Below are 19,274 nucleotides of genomic sequence, written 5' to 3'. Positions count from 1 at the left end.
TTGATAGTAGGCATTTTAGTCGCGGTGCTAATTTCCTATTTGATCGTAAAACCCCTTGGTGAGGCGGTTCACGCGATGAATGAAATTGCGGAAGGTGATGGAGATTTAACGAAACGAATTTCCGAGAAGGGCAATAATGAAGTGACAGATCTAGCCATTGCGTTTAATAAATTTGCTGAACGAATAAGAGGGCTAGTTAGTCATGTTGCAGGAACAACGACAAAATTAAATTCAGCTTCAAATGATATGGCTAGCAATATGGAAGCTACTAGCCAAGATACGGATACTCAAAAATCAGAAATTACGCTTGTCGCAACATCTATGAATGAAATGACTGCAACTGTGCAGGAAGTTGCGACTCATGCGGTGGCCGCGGCGGACGAAGCTGAAGCGGCAGATTTAGCAGCCTCTTCTGGAAGATCAACAGTTTTAAACACAATTAGCTCGATCGAAGACTTGTCTAATGAGATAAACGAAGCATCCAATGTGATTACCTCTTTGGAAAAAAATGGAGAAGAAATCGCAACTGTATTTGAGATGATTGATTCTATTGCAGAGCAAACGAATCTTTTGGCTCTTAATGCTGCCATAGAGGCTGCTAGAGCAGGAGAACAAGGCAGGGGGTTTGCAGTAGTCGCGGATGAAGTAAGGACGTTGGCGAGTAAGACCCAAGAGTCTACTGCAGAAATTCAAAATGTTATTGAGAAATTGCAAGCGGGGGCACAGTCTGCAGTTGATGCCATGGCGAATAGTCGAGATAAAGCTCAAGAAACCGTTTCTCAGGCGTCTGAGGCTGGAGCGGCTTTAGATAACATAACTGGTGCCGTGACTCGTATTAAGGATATGAATAGACAAATCGCGACGGCTGCAGAAGAGCAAAGCGCTGTCGCAGAGGAAATTAATCGAAACATCGTTAATATCGACAATATTTCTTCAAATACGGTCATCAGTATTCAGAAAACCAATGAGATTGGTCAGGATTTAACCGAGATGTCTTCTGAGCTTGAAGTATTGGTTGGTAAATTCAAGCTTGATTAGACCAAAGGTAGGCATTGGCGTCTGAGGGGGCCGGCGTGAATACAAGATTAAGAAGGATTTTTTCATCTGTGGCATTTAGTTTGATGGTGCTGATGGCAAGTGCTATAGAAGGGCATCAGAACCAGAATGGGGCGAATAATGACAGAAATATTCATATTAAAGGATGTGGTATAAGTAAGAGATCTTACTTGGAGCGTGCTATCAATGAGTTTTCTACAAGCTACGGATATTTTCCTCGACTCTCAGGCGGTGGGGCCACCAAAGGTATTCGTTTAGCTGCTTTAGGAACGGTTGATATAGGCGCTACCTGTCGTCATCAATTGATTGATATCTTGGGGGATGTGCATGAGGATGAAACCGGCGTTGAATTAATTCAGGTTGGTTGGGATGCACTGGTAGTGATAGTGAATCAAAATAATCCGGTGAACGATATAGCTCTTGATGAGTTAAAGAAAGTATTCTCTGGTGGCATCAGGAGCTGGAAGGATTTAGGTGGGGCTGACAAAGAAATCCATACTCTGATAAGGAAGGATAAAAACTCTGGCGTAGGTTATATGTCCCGGCTACTTATGTTTGAGAACGTTAACTTCAAGTTTAAAGAAACAGTGTTTGAATATGATTCTACTATTCCATTAGAAAATAATGTTATTCGGCGTGAGGACGCGATTGCAATTGATGGCATTAGTTCCGCGAAGAAACTTCCTTTAAAGATTCTCAGTCTAGATGGCGTCTATCCTGGTAAAGCTAACATAGCCAGTGGCACTTATCCTTACTACCGGCCTTTATATCTTGCTGTTAGTAAGAACGGAAAAACTCCAAAAGTGGAGCAGTTCTTAGAATTCATTCTCGGGCCCGAGGGGCAACGAATTATTTCTGAGGAAGGTTCAATTAACTTGAGCGAAGGTAAGCTCCTCTTTGATTTGTGGGATAAAAGACCAAAATAAGTATCACCCAAATAACAAAAATAGGGGATGATTAGTTGGTAAATTTAAATAAACAGATATATCGCGAGATAGGGGCTCTGTTATTTGTCGGTGTTGTGAGTTTCTTATTAGCTGGACACTTTGATGCTCTGGAGTTGTTCGTAGAATTTAGCCAAGATCATGAGGATTGGGAATTAGACGAAATTCTCGTGACAGCAGTTTCTTTAGTGTTTGTCTTGTCGCTCTTATTATTTAATAGAACTCGCCAACTAAAGGACGAAATTAAGCGCCGAAAGTTATATGAAAGTGAGATGGCTCTACTAGCGTCAACAGATCCATTAACCAAACTATCGAATAGACGGGATTTTCTCCCTAAGCTAGAACGTTCTATTTCATCAATCGCTAATTCTGATGAGGTTCACGCGGTATTGTTTGTCGATATTGATGACTTTAAGCAAATAAATGATATTCATGGTCATTCGGTTGGTGATGAACTTCTAGTGAATATCTCAAAGGTATTGGTGGAAGTTGTAAGAAAATCTGACCTGGTCTCAAGATTTGCTGGCGATGAATTTGTTATTCATTTGTCTGGTGTGCAGAGCAGGGATGAAGCCGCTCTTGTTGCGCAAAAGATTATAGATAGAGCGGCAGCCGTTCATGAGATTAGTATTTCTTTAAGCATTGGGATTTCGTTTACATCGGAAAATAATATGTCCGCTGAAAGCCTAATTAGCGAAGCAGATAGGGCTATGTATGTCGCTAAAGAACGTGGCAAGAATGGATATTATTTTATGGGCCAATAAAAGACCTTATTTGTCTAAAACATAGTTTTATTCACGACCACTCATTAAAGTCGCTAACGAATTGCGGTACTCAGTAGGCGTTGCCCCAAACCAGCGCCGACAAGCTCGATTGAATACGGCTTGTTCAGAGTAGCCCAATAGTCCTGTGATATGATCAAGCCGCATGTCTTTTTGCGAGAGATATTGCTCTGCTAGTTGACGTCGTTCTTGATCCAGCAATGACTCGTATGTAGTGCCTTCACTGGCTAGCTTTCTCTGCAGCGTTCTAGGGTGTATTGCTAAGTGTTCAGCGATCGTTTTATTGGTGCAGTTTCGTGTGGGCAACAGGCTATCAATTAACTGGATCACGCGTGTGGAGAAAGAATCGGAAACGTGAGCTATGTTTGCGTTTAAGAACTGTTCCGCCAGTTCGCGTGCTTGGTCATCGGTACTGGTTAATTTCTGGCCTAATGCAGATAAAGGAATTTTCAGACCACACCAACTTTGCTCAAATTTTACCTCGCAGCCAAACGCCCTTTGATAGGCTTCATTTGTCGCAATCTGATGGTGTTTGAAAGCGATGCCTTCTGGAATGAAGTCTTCTCCTGCCAGCAGTTTTAAGATTTTTTTGCCATTACCGATACTGACCTCGTAAGCCTGTCTGTTTTGTGCAAGCGTTAGCTCTGTTACATCCAACCGCATCAATACAAAATCAAGTTCTTGACCTCGGATGAGTTGCAGGTCTAGTGCAGGGCAGTGAAAATAAAGATAGCGCGCGATATTCAGTATGGCTTCTTCCACTGTTTGAGAGTTTCGCGCAATAACTGAGATTGGGCCAAGTATATGCATACCTTGATACTCTGCCAGGCGCAGTCCGAACTCTGGACAACGTAGCTCCTTGGCACTTGCTTCTAGCAAAGCAGCGACAGATCTGAAAGGTATGAAGGAGCGGTCGGGTCGAAATTGCGATAAAGGAATACTAAATCTATCTAGTAGTGGTTTTGGATCCTCGCCCAAGTCATGTACTAACTCATCGTAAGCTAACAAGCTGGTTGCTCGTATTAGGTTTCCCATTTAGTTTCCTGTCAGTATTCGGCTTCTTTATACATGCCCACTAATTTATTCATACCCACTAAAGGCGCGAGCAATAATTAGTGTTGGTTATCTCAAACGCACTAATTAGGTACAAATTCGACTAAATAATTACCTATATGTCGCGTAAAGTCAAAATGATGTCGCTCTAGATCAATAATTTTGCGTGTTTACTGATGAATAATACGCTTATCAATTCAAACTGATTTTTCTTTGGGAGGAATATATGGGAGTGCAGCATTTCGATGTCATCATGATTGGAGCGGGTCTTTCTGGTATCGGTACTGCCTGCCATATCGCTAAAAAGTGCCCTGATAAGACAATCGCAATTCTAGAGCGCCGTGAAAATATGGGTGGCACATGGGATTTGTTTAAATATCCAGGCATTCGTTCTGACTCAGATATGGCGAGTTTCGGCTTCAGATTCAAGCCCTGGTTGTCGAGCAAAGTGCTGGCTAAGGGTGGTGATATTCGTGACTATGTGATTGAAACTGCACGAGAGTACGGCCTTAAAGATAAAGTTCAGTTTGGTCTAAAAATCATAAAATCAGAATGGTCTAGTGATGACCAGCATTGGAAGTTAACCGCTCTCCACGAGGCGAGTGGTGAAGAGAAGCATTTCACTTGTGGTTTCTTGTCCAACTGTACGGGCTATTACAACTTTGATGAGGGCTATAGTCCTGAGTTCGCCGGTTCCGACGACTTCAAAGGCAAAATTATCCACCCTCAACACTGGCCTGAAGACCTAGACTACTCTGGTAAGAAAGTTGTGGTCATCGGAAGTGGTGCAACGGCCGTCACGCTGATTCCTAGCATGAGTGACAAGACTGAACATATCACCATGCTGCAACGTTCTCCTACCTACATCATGCCCTTACCTGACAATGATACCATGGCAGTGATCATGAATAAATTCTTACCCCAGAACTGGGTGTTTAAATTTGCTCGACTGAGAAATACTTTGTTCCAGCGAGGGCTATACCTTTCGGCTATGCGTTGGCCAAAAGTGATTCGAAAGTTGTTACTGGGCGCGGCCAAGAAGCGTCTTGGGGACGGAGTCGATATGCGTCACTTTACGCCTAAGTATAACCCATGGGAAGAACGTCTTTGCGCGGCTCCGGATGGTGATTTATTCGAGTGTGTTAAATCGGGCAAAGCATCCGTAGTAACGGATCATATTGATCGCTTTACAGAGAAAGGCATTCTTCTGAAGTCGGGTACTGAATTAGAAGCCGATATTATCGTGACGGCAACGGGTTTGAACATCCAAATGATGGGTGGAATGGACGTCGCTATCGATGGAAAGAAAACGAGTATTGCCGAAAAGATGGTTTACAAGAGTGTTTTGATAGAAGACTTCCCAAATTTTGCCTGGATTTTTGGCTATACCAATGTGCCATGGACGCTTAAGTCCGATATTGCAGGGCAATATATTTGCCGTCTGTTTAAACACATGGATGCCAATAATCTGAAAACAGTCACGCCGATTGATTCGGATAATAACCGTATGGATGTCGGGATGCTCGATGAATTTGCGCCGGGCTATGTGCAGCGCGCCAGAAATGTGCTTCCACGACAAGGTAGAAGTGGTCCTTGGAAAGTGCTCATGCACTACGGAAAGGATAAAAAGGTGCTGCTCAATGACCCTGTGGTAGATGGCGTTCTGTCGTTCGAGAAAGAGAATGTGCAAGCCCAGGAAAGCCAGCAGCCAAACTTAAAAATAGCCTAGTGATCTCAGATTAACATGCTTAAGTAAACGACTTATGAATCGTAACGAATTGAAACCGCCTGTCGTACTCGTGCATGGTATGTGGAGTACACCTCAAACGCTAGCGTCATTGCGTCTGGCGTTTGAAGATCAAGGCTATGATGTAGATGTGCCAAGTTTACCGTTTCATAAAGACTTGAACGTGCTTGATGAACGAACAAAAAGAAGCTTGGCCGTGTGCAGCATTAACGACTACGTGGTCTATTTGGAGCGTTATCTTGAACAGGAGTTAACAAGCCCTCCAATACTCGTGGGCCATTCCATGGGTGGATTACTGGCGCAATTGGTGGCAGCTAGAAAGCCTTGTGAAAGGTTGATTTTGTTGTCGTCAGCAGCCCCTGCCGGCATGAATGGTTGGACGACATCGGTTGTCAGAACGCTGGGCCACAATCTTCTTAAGTTTCCTTTGTGGAAAAAAACAATGGATCTGAAATTTAGCAATATCCGTTATGGAATCGCTAACTCTCAGTCTTTCGAAACACAGCATGAGATCTCGAAATTAGTGACCTTGGAGTCTGGTCGAGCGGCTGTGGAGATAGGCCTTTGGTTTTTATTCAGACATCCGCCAACGCGTGTTTGTTATGAGAACGTTACGTGTCCTGTGCTCATCATTGCGGGTACAGAAGACAAGATAACGCCGTTAAAGATTCAACAAAAAATCAACGCGAAGTATCCAGGTAGATCGACAATGATCGAGTTGAAGGGTGTCTGCCATTGGACCGTTGGCGGGTCTTATTTTCCAATGATTCAAGAGTCAATTTTTGCTTGGCTTGATTCAAAAGACAGTACCAATGAAAGCGGCAACGGACAAGCTCGCGTCGCATAACTAACTTATTGAGGTTTAAAGATGGGATCGACATGGCAAGGTAAGATCGTATTAGTGACAGGTGTAGGTTCGGGAATTGGCAAAGCATTAGCCGAATTACTCGCATCGCAGGGCGCTTCACTTGTGCTGACCGATGTGAATGAAGCCAACCTAAAACAAACTGCAAAGTCTTTGGGTAACTCAGTATTGATTGCCGAGAAAGCGGATGCGAGTTCTTCAGAAGATTGGCGGCGTTTGGCTCAACTTTTGAAGGACGGGCCCGGATATCTGGATGCGCTTGTAAACAATGCAGGAATGGCGTCTTTTGGCTATTTCGATGAGACCTCTGAGAAATTATTCAACAAGGTAATGGATGTAAACTTCACTGGCATAACAATTGGGTGCCGTGAAATGTTGCCGCTATTGGAGCGTAGTGAGCGCGGATTGATTGTTAATCTGGCTTCGATTTTTGGTCTTATTACGATCCCTATGATGACGCCCTATCACGCTTCTAAATTTGCGGTTCGTGGTTTTACTGAGGCGCTAAGACAAGACTTCAAGGCCAAAGGTGTGAATGTTGATGTGCTTTGTGTCATGCCGGGTGGTATTCGTACGAACATTGCGGCTGGAGCGGAATCAGATAGTGGTGTGCAAGATGCTTTTGCAAAGCATTTTGAGACTGTCGCCCTGACTACACCAGAAAAAGCGGCAAAAGTGATTGAGAAAGGTATGCGCAAACGTTCACCTCGTATCTTGATTGGACCCGATGCAACACTGGTTGATTGGTTTGGAAGACTATGGCCTAAGAGCTATTCCAAAATAATCAATCCGCTATTTCGAACCGGAAAAATGACAAACCCATAACAATAATTAGGATTTGCAAAGATGATTTCAACCATGATGACCCAAGCACTGACCATAAAGTCAGTGATGGATTTTGTGGAAAAAGTTTAAGGAAATTCAGAAGCGGTTTGAATTGGGAATGCCTCTCTAGCGTATCTCTTCGACTTCCTCGAAAACTGGTGGACGTCTCTGTTGATTCTATGGATATTGCTTTCAAGACGTTTTTAGATCGACGTTGAGTGCTTTGAATAAATACAGAATTATACTATGCCAGTTTCTTCATCATTGTTAATAAAACAGAAAGACCCTCTTTGCTAATTGGGCAAGTTAGTAGGGTTGGCATTGCTATTGATTTTTGAGGTTAGTAACGTGAGAAGTAACTTGATCAATATGTTGAAGAGCTAAAGTTACCTAGGATCAGCTAGTTAGATTTGCAATGGGAGTCCGGCCCCGGGCACCATTTAATACTCCCATACACCACCATATCACCCCAGATCCAACTGTATTTCAATGACTTAGATATATTTCTTGTGTCATACGACTCTATATCGCCCCATATCAGCCCAGCTTTTTAGTTACGTCAGAAGTAACTTGAAATGATTTTGCGTACTTTTAGGGGCTATTTTGCGCAGAATGCGCAGGTCTACTTAGATTCGAAGTATCGCAGCCAGATCATTATCATGAAACTGATTGCTCGATTATCGATGCTGATGTTAACTTGATATCCCGTTCAGAAAACTTGGTCTTATCTTTCGAGTATCAAGTGATCTAAGTGGACAATGACGACTTAAGTAAATAAAAGGGACAATATGGGCTGGTCGGAAGAGGAAGTTAAAGGCGCTGTCGAAGCATACTTTAACCTTCTAGAAATACAAAGTAGCGGTGGAAGCGTAAACAAAGCGGAGATCTATCGTAATCTTGGTGAGAAGTTTGGTAGAAGTCCCAAAAGCTTTGAACGTAAGTTCCAGAATATCAGCGCAATCCTATATGAGCAGCACCTCCCATATTGTGACGGTCTCAAACCCTTTCATAATTACCAGCGCTTACTAAAACTAATAGTTCTAGATCACTTGGATCGCTCTCCAATACCAGCAGTTGAACCGCATAAAATTCTATTCTCTAAGCTACAAGGCCTTGGCCCTATCAAGGTCAGTTCAAAGGGCTCTGGAAGATTTGGGTTAGCGCTGGAACAGGCACTTGGAATTAAAGCTAACAGCAGTAAAGAAGCCGATTTTATGGGTATTGAGCTGAAAACTAAGAAAGGTAAAACACTGCAGACCTTGTTTTCAAGAATACCCACAAGATATGAAAATGGTGCAAACAAAAACGACTTTTTCAATGAGCACTCGTCGTATGACCAAAAGAAAAGTCGTAATTCGCTATATACATCTTTTAGCAGTAATCCTGATACTCTGGGATTTAACTTAAACGTAAATGGACATCTCGTAGAAGTGTTCAGGCATGGCAATAAAGTCATGGAGTATGACGCTGAGCAATTGGAAGAAGCTCTTTTATCTAAGCACAGTCAGACAGCTTTTATAGCAGTTAATTCGTTTAAGAAAGGTGATGCAGAGTATTGCGTCATTGAGTCGGTTCGATATTGTAAGTGGCCCTCTATTCTAAGATTTTTAAAGCTAGTTCAGGCAGGGGACATATACCTCGATTTCACTCTTTCCGAGAAGCAAGGAAAAATCAAAGACCATGGGTTTCTGTGGAGAATTCGAAGTGATAGCTTGGAGACCCTTTATCTATCAATGGAAACGATCACTGACGAGTTTCGGTAAGCAATGCTATTAGCAATGCAGGATCTTTAGTTACGTGAGAAGTAACATCAACTCGCTTTCCTTAAGCCAGTTACAAATCAATTCAACAGGTTAGAGGTTGGATATGACTACGGCCCTCGGCACCATTTCTTCTTTTGTCCATCTGCTGGTTTGCGCCGAGTACGCTTTGGTCGCTGCGTGGCTTAAATTTGGTTAGTTAACACCTTAATAGAAGTCTTTTCGTCGCCTCTCGCTAGTTTGCTGTTGAACGAAGAGCGATCCGGTGTGTCTTACTCTTCGCTCAATCTGTTTATACTCTTGAATGGATCTGCAAAACGCGCACTATTTGGTTTCTACACGCTATGAACACGTTTTTATATACCGTTGTTGCTTTGGTTGCCTTTGCGGGCAACTCGGTGCTTTGTCGCCTTGCACTGGAGCAAGGGGCTAGCGCTTCGCCGACGATTGACCCAGCTAGTTTTACTGCTCTTAGGCTTATTTCGGGTATGTTGGTGTTATTTCTCATTTTGAGCTTCCGCAAAAGGACAGATGGCCAAGCGTCGACAGGTAGTTGGCGCTCAGGCATTTTTCTGTTTCTTTATGCTGTTTCGTTTTCTTTTGCTTACAGTGCGCTAGATACGGGAACGGGGGCGTTGATTCTCTTCGCGTCCGTTCAATTAACGATGATTGGTGTGGGCTTGTTGAAGGGAGGCCGACTTTCTTTTGCTGAGAGTGTTGGATTTACCGTTGCTTTTTGTGGGCTCCTTTACTTGATGCTTCCCGGCGCTGGTGCACCAGCGGCCATTGGCTTTTTACTGATGGTTCTGGCTGGAGGTGCATGGGGCTTGTACTCTGTTTCTGGTCAAGGCTCGCGAGATGCACTTGGCGATACGGCCTTTAATTTTGCTCGAACTGTGCCTTTTGTCTGCATGCTGTTTGTGTTGATGGCGATCAATAGTGAGATGAGTGCTCATGGAATTGTTTTGGCTGCTCTCTCTGGAGGTCTGACTTCAGGCCTCGGATACACGATATGGTTTTTGGCTGTACGTGGGCTTTCCAACGCGCAGGCGGCAGCGGTGCAATTGCTCGTGCCGGTTATTGCTGCGGCTGGTGGCGTGTTATTTGTGGGAGAAGTTATTTCGCAGCGGTTAGTGCTCGCCTCGTTAATGATTTTGGGCGGCGTTGGGCTGGTCGTGTTCTGGAAAGGTCGCCAGGTTGATAGCGTTTAAGGTAGGGCATCCAATCGCAGCAGAGCAAGCGCCTTGTATTCATCAATAAACCTGTCGGCTTGAGCAGGTTCCATGTCGAGTGCAAGGCGTACGGTCATTCCGGCAGAGTGAAGAAGCAGTAGCACTGCGTTGTATATTTCGTTCGAAGAGCTGTTTTTTGAGAAGCAGCAAAGCTTATCCGTTAGCAGTCCGGCATTTTCTCTGCTGTCTTGGGCGTCAAGTTCTTTGAGTTTAGGATTCGCCTGCAGTCCGGCCCAAAGGATTGCCAGGGTCGGCTCTTGTTTGAATGTTGCATAAAACAGATCAATCCCTTGGATGATTCCTTTTTTGAGGTCTTCTCGGCATTGGCAGCAGTCCACAAAATGTCTTAAGCCCTGTCTTATCTCTTCAAAATAGCTCTGCATGATGGCTTCAAGAATGGCGTTTTTGTCGGGAAAGTATTGGTAAATTGAGCTGATAGGAATGTTTGCCTGCTTCGCGATTTCGCGCATGCTCACTGAGTCATTTCCCCTTTCACCAATAAGTTGTTTGGCGGTGTTCACCACAAGCTCATATCGCTCTTTACTGCGCTTTTGTGTTGGGGTGCGTCTTGATGCTTCCGTATTGTTTGCCGTCACGTAATTGCCTTGGGGTTAGGTGTGTCACTCGTCTGTGTATTGACAAATAATATCTGATCATTGATCATATTTCAAAACATGATCAATGATCAGATAATTTCTAGACTCGGCTTTGGACGGTCACTACCGACTGCAAGACGTAATCTACAAGCAATAGGTGATAAACAATGAATGCGACGACCAAGTTAGGCTCAAACGACAAAGTCGCCATTATTGGCGCGGGTCCAGCGGGACTTGCTACTGCGCGAGCACTTGCAGCGTTAAATATTCCCTTCGTGGTTTATGAGAAGCACAAAAATGTTGGCGGCATCTGGGATTTAGAGAACGAAGGTTCGCCGATGTATGCTTCAGCGCACTTTATCTCTTCCAAGACAATGTCTGGCCATTTAGGTTTTCCGATGCCTGAGGATTACCCAGATTACCCTTCGAACAAGCAAATTTTCGAGTATATAAAAAGCTTTGCTGAGCATTATGGTTTATTGCAACACATACGCTTTCAAACCAAAGTGGCCCAGATCGAATTCAAAGAGGGGCTCTGGTTAATTCAGGGTGAGGATGCGCACGGAGAGCGCTTTTCTGACGAGTCGCGATGGCTAGTCTGCGCATCGGGTACAAACTGGTACAAGCACCAGCCGACATTGAAGGGGCAGGAAAACTTTACCGGCGAGTTGCTTCATTCCGTTGACTATCATGATCCACAAAGCTTAAAGGGCCAGAATGTGTTGGTGGTGGGTGCGGGCAACTCTGGGGTCGACATTGCTTGTGACGCCGCATACATGGCCGACAATGCCTATATTAGTTTGCGTCGTGGTTACCACTTCGTGCCTAAGCATATATTTGGAATGCCTGCTGATGTGTTTGGTGCTCAAAGCGACTGGATGCCGATCAAGTTATCGCAGCTTGTCTTCGGTGGTTTACTGCGCATGCTCAATGGCGATTTGACGCGTCTTGGTTTGCAAAAGCCAGATCATAAAGTGCTTTCAAGCCATCCCATATTAAATACGCAGATACTTCATTATTTGCAGCATGGGGACATCAAGGCGATGCCGGATATAGAGTATCTTGATGGCAACACCGTTTACTTTGTCGACGGCAGTCATGCTCAGGTCGATAAGGTGATTCTTGCAACAGGTTATGATTGGAAGATCCCTTACCTTGATGCCTCTTTCTTTGAGTGGAAGGGGCATCGGCCGCAAACGTTCATGAAAATGTTTAACCCAAAGCATCCCAGCTTATTTATCAATGGCTATATTGAAACCAATGGCGGCGCCTACAAACTTTTTGATGATATGGCTTATCTCATCGCAAAAACGGTTGAAACGCAGCTTCAAGATCCTGAGCAAGCCAAGAAAGTACAAGCGTTTGTTGAGGGCCGCGAGCCGCAGCTTGGAGGTAAGGTTCACTATGTAAGCTCAAACAGACATCAGGGTTACACAAACGCTAATGCATTCAAACGTGCGATGAAGCAAATGCGGAATGCTTTTTGTTGGCCAGAACCAAGTGAGCAGTTCTACAAATCGATCAACTCGAAAGAGGGCTTATCTCGTCAAATTGCAGAGGTTAAGACCCCGTGAACAAGCCTAAACAGTGGGCGCTGGTAACTGGTGCTGCGAGTGGGATTGGAAGAGGCGTAGCGCTGAACTTAGCGCAGCAAGGCTATCGCTTATTTTTGGTAGATGTCGATCAAGCCGGTTTAAGTGCTCTTATTGAAGAACACCCGCGCGCTCTTCACGGAGCTTGTTTGAAGCACGCTGACCTTACAAATATAGAAGTTCTTAATGCGCTTTGTGATGAAATTGAGGGTTTTGAAGAACCTCTTGCTTGCGCGTTTTTGAACGCAGGTGTCGTGACGCCCGGAGAGGTGTCGGCGGTGTCGCGAGAGCTGTTAACGCGCGACATCGATATAAATCTCAAAAGTACCATGTGGCTCAATCAGGCTTGCGCTAGAAAGATGCAGGTTCAGGGCTTTGGGCATATTATTAATACAGCTTCAATGGCCGCATTAGTGGCTCTGAAGGGTGCCGCTCCATACTCTGCATCAAAGTTTGGTTTGAGGGGTTTTTTAATTGCTTTGCGTGAGGAGTTAAAAAATAGCGGCGTGGCTGTCTCAATGATCCTGCCGAGCGCGATTGATACGCCTATGCTTCGTTACGAGGCCGAAAACGGCGGTAGCGCTTTGAACTTTCTAAGCTCGCCGTCAAAGATTGAGGATGTGGTAAAGGCCTTCAATAAGGCACAGCGTAGTCAGCGCCTAGAGTACTTTGTCCCATATATCGATAGCTTTCTGGGTAGGCTGGTCTGTCTGTTTCCATTTTTGTTAAGTGGCCTGTATCCCCTTTTATCTGCAATCGGTGAGCGAGGCAGAAAGAAGTTTCTGCGTCGCCAAGCCCCTTAAGTGACCCCCCGCCGGATCACTACGCAATCACCTCAATGTATTCAAGATATTTGTTGCTGAGTGTATTTGTACTATCAAGTCACAATAAAAACGGTCGTTATAGAGTGTTAAGGGGAATACATCAGCCATAGCCTTGCTTTGTCGATTATATGGGCTTTAATTGATGCGGAATTATAACGAAAACATGGTGACAAAAATGACTTGGATAAACCGAAGCATTCGAAACAAGCTAATGGCCATTATCGGCATTGGGGCGTTATCGATTGTGCTAGCATCCATCGCCTCTTTCAGCTCTGCTTTGTCTGGGATGCAGGGCTTTGAAAGCCTCGTTGAAAAGGATATCGCCAACGAGCGTCTTATCACAAAGATGCTGGTTGATTTTAAAACGCAGGTGCAAGAATGGAAGAACACGCTGTTGCGTGGAGAGGATTCTGAGCAGCGGACGAAATATTGGCAGCGCTTTCAAGATCGGGAGCAGGATATTCAAGATGAAGGGCGAGAGCTTTTAAGTCATCTTGAGCAAGGCGAAGCAGCAACGCTTGTATCTCGCTTTCTGGATGCACATAAAAGTATGGGTTCTGCATATCGCCAAGGCTTTGATGCATTTGAAGCGCAGGGTTATGACCATCGCGCTGGCGACAAGGCGGTGAAGGGTATTGACCGAGAGCCAGCAAAGTTGCTTTCGGAAGCGGCAGGCAAAATTGCTGAAATGGTGAAGCTTCGTAGTGAAGAAGCGGCGGCGAAAGCCTATTCTGGTTTGACGGTGTTTAACACTGTTTTGGGCGTGGTGATTGTGTTGTTTGCCTTGGCATCTATCTGGGTCATCAATAAAGCTATCGTGGCGCCTAGCCAGGAACTGATTGGTGTGATTTCGCGTATCAGCTCAGGCAAGATCAATAATGAAATCCATATCCAACGCGACGATGAGCTAGGCAAACTGGCGGATGCATCTCGGCATTTACAGAGCTTTCTGCAGGAATTAGCCCATCGCTTGAATTCGACGGATGAGGATCTAAAAAGCGTCTCGCAGCATTTAGCCGAGTCTTCAGAGGCCTTGGTAAACAAAGTGTCTACGGCTAACGAGTCGACGGATCATATCGCTTCCGCGATGACCGAGATGAGCGCAACTGCGCAGGAAGTGGCGGGCCACGCAGCCTCTGCGGCGAATCTCGCGCAAGAAGCGGACGAAGCCGCGAAAGATGGCGTGCAGACAATGGGTAGTGCGCAAGAATCGATAAATCGGCTTGCTACGCAAATATCCGATACCGTTGAGGTTGTTAAGCGTCTTGAAGAAGACACCAACAATGTGGGAACGGTTCTGAGTGTGATTCGCGGTATTGCAGAGCAAACGAATCTGTTAGCGCTCAACGCCGCGATTGAAGCGGCGCGTGCTGGCGAGCAAGGCAGAGGCTTTGCCGTGGTTGCCGATGAGGTTCGTTCTCTCGCTCAGAAAACCCAGCAGTCGACGACCGAAATTGAAGACATTATTGAAAGTGTGCAAAGCGGTGCAAAAAATACAGCTGAGGTTATGAACGCAAGCTCTGAGGTGACAGCAAATAGTGCTGACATGTTTAATCAGGCGAGTGAAAAGCTGGATGTGATTAGCTCTAGTATTTCACAAATCAATGGCTTAAATATGCAAGTAGCAACCGCTGCAGAAGAGCAGACGAATGTTTCTGAAGATATCGCCAGAACCGTTGTTGAGATGTCAGATCTGGTAGAGGCGACAGCCCAATCGGCGAATCAGAGTTTGGAGATGTCACAGCAGCTGAGTAACGCGGCTACGAATTTAGAAGAGCTAAGCGCCACTTTTAGAACCTAGTGAGTTGCATCTTTTCATCAAAAAAGAGCGCAGATTGCGCTCTTTTTTTTGCATGTCAGATTCGTTTAAACCGAAGCGCTAGCTGCATCGTAAGGAGAGTGAGAAGGGTTAAATAGAATTTCAACCGGGGGTTGTGTTCATGTCACGGCTAGCGAATTGCGAAGCAACGAGAATCGAAATTAGAGAAAAGGCGCTTAGGAACGCATTAGAGCGAAACACCTACGGCACTCGTGCACGTTTTGCAGCATCGGATACAGAGTCTGTATTAGTAGAAGATGCAGCGTCAATGTCACCAGAGTTGTTTGACCGACTCGTGACCAAGAGCGTTTCCCTGATTAACTAGGCTCGCTCCAATTGCGGTCGCGCCTTCGTTTTTGTCAAACCTAGGTTTTGAATGTTTGCCCGATACGAGGTCAGAAGTCGAGTCTCTTAGTCTTAAACTAAGAGACGTTGATCACGGAAGATATTGAATTGACAGTCTCAGGTTTGCTGGTCATTGATAAGGCCGGCGTACGTTGATCAATAGCATTGGTTTCCTCAGGGAGTGAGCTAAGGCTTAAAGTGGCTTATCGGAATCTTCAAGGGGGGCACTGACAATCTTTGACTGTTTATCAGCGCTTATTTCAGCCGGAGTTTTTTTTCTGCTTTAATTTTCGTTTTCGTTTTCGACCGTGTTCTTTTTGCTCTCACTCGTTCTCAGCGCACGTGCCGCTTTTGCAGCCTCTAGTGTTTTCAGATTCACAACATTCGTGTATCCGAGTTGCTGTAGTGTCGACATCGCAATGTCTGCGCGTCTGCCACTGCGACAGTAAAGAACGATCTCGCTGCCTTTATCTGCGCTTATCCCGGTGATGTCGGTGGTTATTTGGTCAAAGGGGATATTGATTGCGTTCTGAACATGTTCTTCAGAGAATTCTTGTGGGGTGCGGACATCTAGCCAGATTGGCTCGGAGGCATACGTTATGCTCGTAAGCAGAGCAAGTAGCAATGATGTGGTAAGTCGCACAATATATCCCCATAGAATCCAATGTGTTGAGTCGCGTAGTGTCCCTACTTAGCATCAAGAGGGCAAGTATTTAGCCCGATGATTTTATACAAGGGGCAAAAGCCAATCACACCAGTGATCAGCGGCACCAGACCAATCCACCCCCAAGCCGATTGTGGCCCGATAAAAACTAGACTGATCAATACCATGCCTAAAATTATTCTGATGCTTCGATCTATGCGGCCTTCATTCTTCATGAGCTTATCCTGTCTTGTCTCTATGACATAATCTGGGTTTGTTTACTCAGCGCAATTGATGCACTTAGCTGCGTGAGGAAGGGCTTCTAAACGCGCCTCGTTAATTTTACCGCCGCAGGATTCACAGTGTCCGTATTCGCCCTTTTCAATGCGCGCCAGAGCCGCGTTTACTAACGCGAGCTCATGTTTTGCTTCTTCATCTAAGCGTTCAACGACTTCTTCGTTTTCCATCTCAACGGCTTGCTCAGCGAAGTCTTGACTCACTGGTTCTTCACGATGCAATAAGTGTTTTTCAGTATTCTCTACTCGTTTCTCGTACTCGGCTTTTAACTCGAGTAGTTTGTTTTTCGCTTGTTCCATGAAGTTTCTCCATCGGGTAGTCATCAATACGCAGTGATCAGTACATCAGCACTGCCGCTTCATTCTTGCATGTGATTAGAATAATCCTACCTCGAAGCGCGGCGCTTGATCTGGCTCAACTATGGATAGTATTCGATTTAGAGCACGACTAAGGTCGAATTTCGGTTCGATGCAGCCGAGAGTAGTCTTTTGAAAAACCAAGCATATACGGTGATTTAAGATGGCTAGCTACAACGACGAATACACACGATCTATCGAACAACCCGAAGCCTTTTGGGCAAAGCAGGCTCGTCGCCTTGCTTGGACAACATTTCCCGAAACGATTTGTAGCAAGGATCAAAATGGCGTTGATCGTTGGTTCACCGACGGCTCGCTGAACACCTCGGCGTTGTGTTTGGATGATCAGGTGCTGCAGGGCAGGGGGGATCAGGTTGCAATTTACTATGACTCGCCAGTGACAAACACCAAGGAAGAGATTACCTATAGCCAGTTGCTTGACAGGGTTGCGAAGTTTGCCGGGGTTTTGAAGAGCAAGGGTGTTGGCAAAGGCGACACTGTTTTGATCTATATGCCGATGATTCCGGAAGCCGCTGTCGCCATGCTTGCTGTGGCCAGATTAGGTGCAATACATTCTGTTGTTTTTGGAGGCTTTGCCGCACATGAGTTGGCCATTCGCATTAATGATGCAGAACCAAGCGTTATAGTGTCCGCCTCATGCGGTATCGAAATTGATCGCCTGATCCCCTATAAACCCCTTCTCGATCAAGCTTTGAACGACGCCAAACATGAGGTGTCGACTTGCATCATCGCTCAGCGCGCCGAATGTGCTGCCGAGCTTCAACAAGGCCGTGATTTCTCGTGGTATGAACTGGTAGAGCATGCAGCACCCGCAGATCCTGTTTCTGTATCATCGACTGATCCGCTCTATATTCTCTATACATCAGGAACCACTGGCGCACCAAAAGGCGTGGTGCGAGACAATGGTAGCCATGCCGTTGCAATGCGCTATAGCATGCAGGCCGTTTATAACATGCATCCAGGTGAGGTATTTTGGGCGGCGTCAGATGTTGGCTGGGTGGTTGGTCACTCGTATATTGTTTATGCCCCGCTAATGACCGGACTTTCAACGGTGCTCTATGAAGGAAAACCGGTTAAAACCCCCGATGCAGGCGCTTTTTGGCGTGTTATCGAAGAGTACAAGGTAAAGGCGCTGTTTTCTGCACCAACAGCGTTTCGAGCAATCAAAAAAGAAGATCCCAATGGGGCGCTGATTCGGCTCTATGATGTGGGCAGTCTTGAAGCCGTGTTTGTTGCAGGAGAGCGTCTTGATCCGCCGACACTCGAGTGGATTGAGCGAACCACAAATTTGCCGGTGGTTGATCATTGGTGGCAGACCGAAACAGGTTGGGCGATTTGCGGGAATCCTTTGGGTATTGAGCAGCTGCCTGTAAAAGCCGGTTCAGCCACAAAGCCGAGTCCAGGCTTTGATGTACGCATTCTAGATGATCAGGGAAATGAACTCCCGTCCAATCAGCAGGGTAATATCGCCATTAAGCTCCCCTTACCACCAAGTTGCTTGCCGACTATTTGGAAGAATTTTGATCGTTTTAAGACAGGATATCTTGCCGATTTCCCGGGGTACTATTGTTCTGGTGATGGCGGATATAAAGACGATGAGGGCTACGTGTTCATTATGGGGCGTACCGACGATGTGATTAACATTGCCGGGCATCGATTCTCAACCGGAGAGATGGAGGAGTTGGTTGCGAGTCATGATGCAGTAGCAGAGTGTGCGGTTATTGGTATTGCTGATGAGTTGAAAGGGCAGATACCGCTCGCCTTTGTTTTGCTCAAAGATGGTGTTAAAAGCGACGAGGCGACGATAGAGAAGGAGCTTGTTGCTTTAATCCGCAAGCAAATTGGAGCCGTTGCATGTTTTAAAACGGTGCTCGTCATGCCTCGTTTGCCGAAAACGCGATCAGGAAAAATCTTGCGTAAGCTCATGCGCCAGGTTGCCGATGGCGAGCAGTATACGATTCCTTCTACGATCGACGACCCGAGTAGTGTCGAGGATATTCGCGCAGCATTAGAGCGACGAGAGCTGGGCGCACTAGCACCAGAGAAAGCGTCCTAGCGGAGCAATAAGTCTCGTCATTCGAGAACGATAGAAGATAGTGGAAGGTCCACACATAACCAGCTTTCTTATCGTATTTTTTCGAATCCGTAACAATGGTTTTGCAAGAAGGCGCGCATTTAACGTGGTGGGTGAGACAGTGATTCCTTGCATAATGTATCACTGAAACGGACTCGATTTTGCTTTTCTGTTTGGCCGATAAAATCGGATCTCTCCAACGCAAAGGAGCTTTTTATCCATTGAATAATCTAGTTCTGTCGTGATTTTCGGGCCTTCAAATTCGTGAATGTCTCAAGGAGACCTTTCTCGCGGCGCAGAATCTGTGACCGTAATTGGCAAATTGTTTTACATAATCAAACTATATTTAACGATTGGGCAGGATATACTACGGAGTAGCTGTGTGTTTTTTGCACAGCTTTGAAGCGTCTCAGTATCTCTATGTTTGGCAGTATTTATGGCTC

At 45.5% G+C, this 19,274-nt stretch carries 18 protein-coding genes; 13 read left to right on the top strand and 5 right to left on the bottom strand.

The genetic code is table 11. The features are described from left to right. Nucleotides 1–24 precede the first annotated feature (24 nt). From A3750_RS12705 to A3750_RS12695, 3 genes are read left to right on the top strand one after another with little or no spacing between them, the layout of a single operon-like run. The gene (locus A3750_RS12705) at nt 25–1,038 is read left to right on the top strand and encodes a methyl-accepting chemotaxis protein (protein WP_255374879.1); all 1,014 of its coding nucleotides are present in this window, start codon (nt 25–27) and stop codon (nt 1,036–1,038) included. A 35-nt stretch (nt 1,039–1,073) separates the two neighbouring features. After that, nucleotides 1,074–1,982, top strand: coding sequence for a substrate-binding domain-containing protein (locus tag A3750_RS12700; RefSeq protein ID WP_156498563.1), 909 nt, complete (start codon nt 1,074–1,076; stop codon nt 1,980–1,982). A 35-nt stretch (nt 1,983–2,017) separates the two neighbouring features. Next, the gene (locus tag A3750_RS12695) at nt 2,018–2,764 is read left to right on the top strand and encodes a GGDEF domain-containing protein (protein WP_068548336.1); all 747 of its coding nucleotides are present in this window, start codon (nt 2,018–2,020) and stop codon (nt 2,762–2,764) included. Between the two features lie 27 nt (nt 2,765–2,791). Here the strand turns inward: A3750_RS12695 and A3750_RS12690 are convergent, their stop codons facing one another. Then, nucleotides 2,792–3,817 carry an AraC family transcriptional regulator gene (locus A3750_RS12690; protein WP_068548335.1) on the bottom strand — a complete coding sequence of 342 codons (1,026 nt, stop codon included), beginning with the start codon at nt 3,815–3,817 and terminating at the stop codon, nt 2,792–2,794. A 244-nt stretch (nt 3,818–4,061) separates the two neighbouring features. Here A3750_RS12690 and A3750_RS12685 point away from each other — a divergent pair, with 244 nt between their 5' ends. The 5 genes from A3750_RS12685 to A3750_RS12665 all read left to right on the top strand — a co-directional run bounded on the left by A3750_RS12685 (nt 4,062) and on the right by A3750_RS12665 (nt 10,243). Continuing rightward, on the top strand, nt 4,062–5,564 hold the full coding sequence (locus A3750_RS12685) for an NAD(P)/FAD-dependent oxidoreductase (protein WP_068548334.1): 1,503 nt from the start codon (nt 4,062–4,064) through the stop codon (nt 5,562–5,564). 34 nt (nt 5,565–5,598) lie between these two features. Then, entirely contained in the window at nt 5,599–6,429 is an 831-nt protein-coding gene (locus A3750_RS12680; protein WP_068548333.1) for an alpha/beta hydrolase, read from the top strand. A 21-nt stretch (nt 6,430–6,450) separates the two neighbouring features. After that, complete coding sequence (locus tag A3750_RS12675) at nt 6,451–7,272, top strand: SDR family oxidoreductase (RefSeq protein ID WP_068548332.1); 822 nt, start codon at nt 6,451–6,453, stop codon at nt 7,270–7,272. 788 nt (nt 7,273–8,060) lie between these two features. Then, on the top strand, nt 8,061–9,035 hold the full coding sequence (locus A3750_RS12670; protein ID WP_068548331.1) for an MvaI/BcnI family restriction endonuclease: 975 nt from the start codon (nt 8,061–8,063) through the stop codon (nt 9,033–9,035). A gap of 341 nt (nt 9,036–9,376) precedes the next feature. Next, nucleotides 9,377–10,243: a DMT family transporter gene (locus A3750_RS12665; protein WP_068548330.1), complete on the top strand. Its 867-nt coding sequence runs from the start codon at nt 9,377–9,379 to the stop codon at nt 10,241–10,243. Here A3750_RS12665 and A3750_RS12660 read toward each other — a convergent pair. Continuing rightward, nucleotides 10,240–10,860 (bottom strand): TetR/AcrR family transcriptional regulator, encoded by a 621-nt coding sequence (locus A3750_RS12660; RefSeq protein ID WP_068548329.1) that lies wholly within the window; start codon nt 10,858–10,860, stop codon nt 10,240–10,242. The two genes, A3750_RS12665 and A3750_RS12660, sit on opposite strands and share 4 nt — an antisense overlap. A 167-nt stretch (nt 10,861–11,027) precedes the next feature. Here A3750_RS12660 and A3750_RS12655 point away from each other — a divergent pair, with 167 nt between their 5' ends. The 4 genes from A3750_RS12655 (at nt 11,028) to A3750_RS12640 (ending at nt 15,420) form a co-directional block, all read left to right on the top strand. Further along, a complete protein-coding gene (locus A3750_RS12655) occupies nt 11,028–12,434 on the top strand; it encodes an NAD(P)/FAD-dependent oxidoreductase (protein WP_068548328.1) in 1,407 nt (468 codons plus the stop codon). Then, entirely contained in the window at nt 12,431–13,255 is an 825-nt protein-coding gene (locus A3750_RS12650; protein ID WP_068454442.1) for an SDR family oxidoreductase, read from the top strand. Before A3750_RS12655 ends, A3750_RS12650 begins: the two co-directional genes overlap by 4 nt. Nucleotides 13,256–13,451: 196 nt before the next feature. Next, nucleotides 13,452–15,077, top strand: a complete 1,626-nt coding sequence (locus A3750_RS12645) for a methyl-accepting chemotaxis protein (protein WP_068454475.1) — start codon at nt 13,452–13,454, stop codon at nt 15,075–15,077. A 139-nt stretch (nt 15,078–15,216) separates the two neighbouring features. Beyond that, nucleotides 15,217–15,420: a hypothetical protein gene (locus tag A3750_RS12640; protein ID WP_068490615.1), complete on the top strand. Its 204-nt coding sequence runs from the start codon at nt 15,217–15,219 to the stop codon at nt 15,418–15,420. 303 nt (nt 15,421–15,723) lie between these two features. On the opposite strand, the gene A3750_RS12635 is transcribed toward A3750_RS12640, so the two are convergent. The 3 genes from A3750_RS12635 to A3750_RS12625 are packed head-to-tail and all read right to left on the bottom strand — an operon-like array spanning nt 15,724 to nt 16,679. After that, complete coding sequence (locus tag A3750_RS12635) at nt 15,724–16,083, bottom strand: rhodanese-like domain-containing protein (protein ID WP_068548327.1); 360 nt, start codon at nt 16,081–16,083, stop codon at nt 15,724–15,726. A 44-nt stretch (nt 16,084–16,127) separates the two neighbouring features. Beyond that, on the bottom strand, nt 16,128–16,319 hold the full coding sequence (locus A3750_RS12630; protein ID WP_068454453.1) for a DUF2892 domain-containing protein: 192 nt from the start codon (nt 16,317–16,319) through the stop codon (nt 16,128–16,130). Between the two features lie 42 nt (nt 16,320–16,361). Then, nucleotides 16,362–16,679 (bottom strand): TraR/DksA family transcriptional regulator, encoded by a 318-nt coding sequence (locus tag A3750_RS12625; RefSeq protein WP_068454456.1) that lies wholly within the window; start codon nt 16,677–16,679, stop codon nt 16,362–16,364. Nucleotides 16,680–16,899: 220 nt separating this feature from the next. Here A3750_RS12625 and A3750_RS12620 point away from each other — a divergent pair, with 220 nt between their 5' ends. Further along, a complete protein-coding gene (locus A3750_RS12620) occupies nt 16,900–18,813 on the top strand; it encodes a propionyl-CoA synthetase (protein WP_068454460.1) in 1,914 nt (637 codons plus the stop codon). The last annotated feature ends 461 nt before the right edge of the window (nt 18,814–19,274 follow it).

This window comes from Oleiphilus sp. HI0079 (assembly GCF_001635105.1).
This window is presented reverse-complemented; position numbering and strand designations above follow the sequence as displayed.

Bases quoted from the DNA above. Each gene is read 5' to 3' on its own strand.
- A3750_RS12655 (WP_068548328.1), top strand. From the start codon at position 11,028: ATGAATGCGACGACCAAGTTAGGCTCAAACGACAAAGTCGCCATTATT.
- A3750_RS12620 (WP_068454460.1), top strand. From the start codon at position 16,900: ATGGCTAGCTACAACGACGAATACACACGATCTATCGAACAACCCGAA.
- A3750_RS12675 (WP_068548332.1), top strand. From the start codon at position 6,451: ATGGGATCGACATGGCAAGGTAAGATCGTATTAGTGACAGGTGTAGGT.
- A3750_RS12670 (WP_068548331.1), top strand. From the start codon at position 8,061: ATGGGCTGGTCGGAAGAGGAAGTTAAAGGCGCTGTCGAAGCATACTTT.
- A3750_RS12640 (WP_068490615.1), top strand. From the start codon at position 15,217: ATGTCACGGCTAGCGAATTGCGAAGCAACGAGAATCGAAATTAGAGAA.
- A3750_RS12630 (WP_068454453.1), bottom strand. From the start codon at position 16,319: ATGAAGAATGAAGGCCGCATAGATCGAAGCATCAGAATAATTTTAGGC.
- A3750_RS12680 (WP_068548333.1), top strand. From the start codon at position 5,599: ATGAATCGTAACGAATTGAAACCGCCTGTCGTACTCGTGCATGGTATG.
- A3750_RS12685 (WP_068548334.1), top strand. From the start codon at position 4,062: ATGGGAGTGCAGCATTTCGATGTCATCATGATTGGAGCGGGTCTTTCT.
- A3750_RS12690 (WP_068548335.1), bottom strand. From the start codon at position 3,817: ATGGGAAACCTAATACGAGCAACCAGCTTGTTAGCTTACGATGAGTTA.
- A3750_RS12645 (WP_068454475.1), top strand. From the start codon at position 13,452: ATGACTTGGATAAACCGAAGCATTCGAAACAAGCTAATGGCCATTATC.
- A3750_RS12625 (WP_068454456.1), bottom strand. From the start codon at position 16,679: ATGGAACAAGCGAAAAACAAACTACTCGAGTTAAAAGCCGAGTACGAG.
- A3750_RS12665 (WP_068548330.1), top strand. From the start codon at position 9,377: ATGAACACGTTTTTATATACCGTTGTTGCTTTGGTTGCCTTTGCGGGC.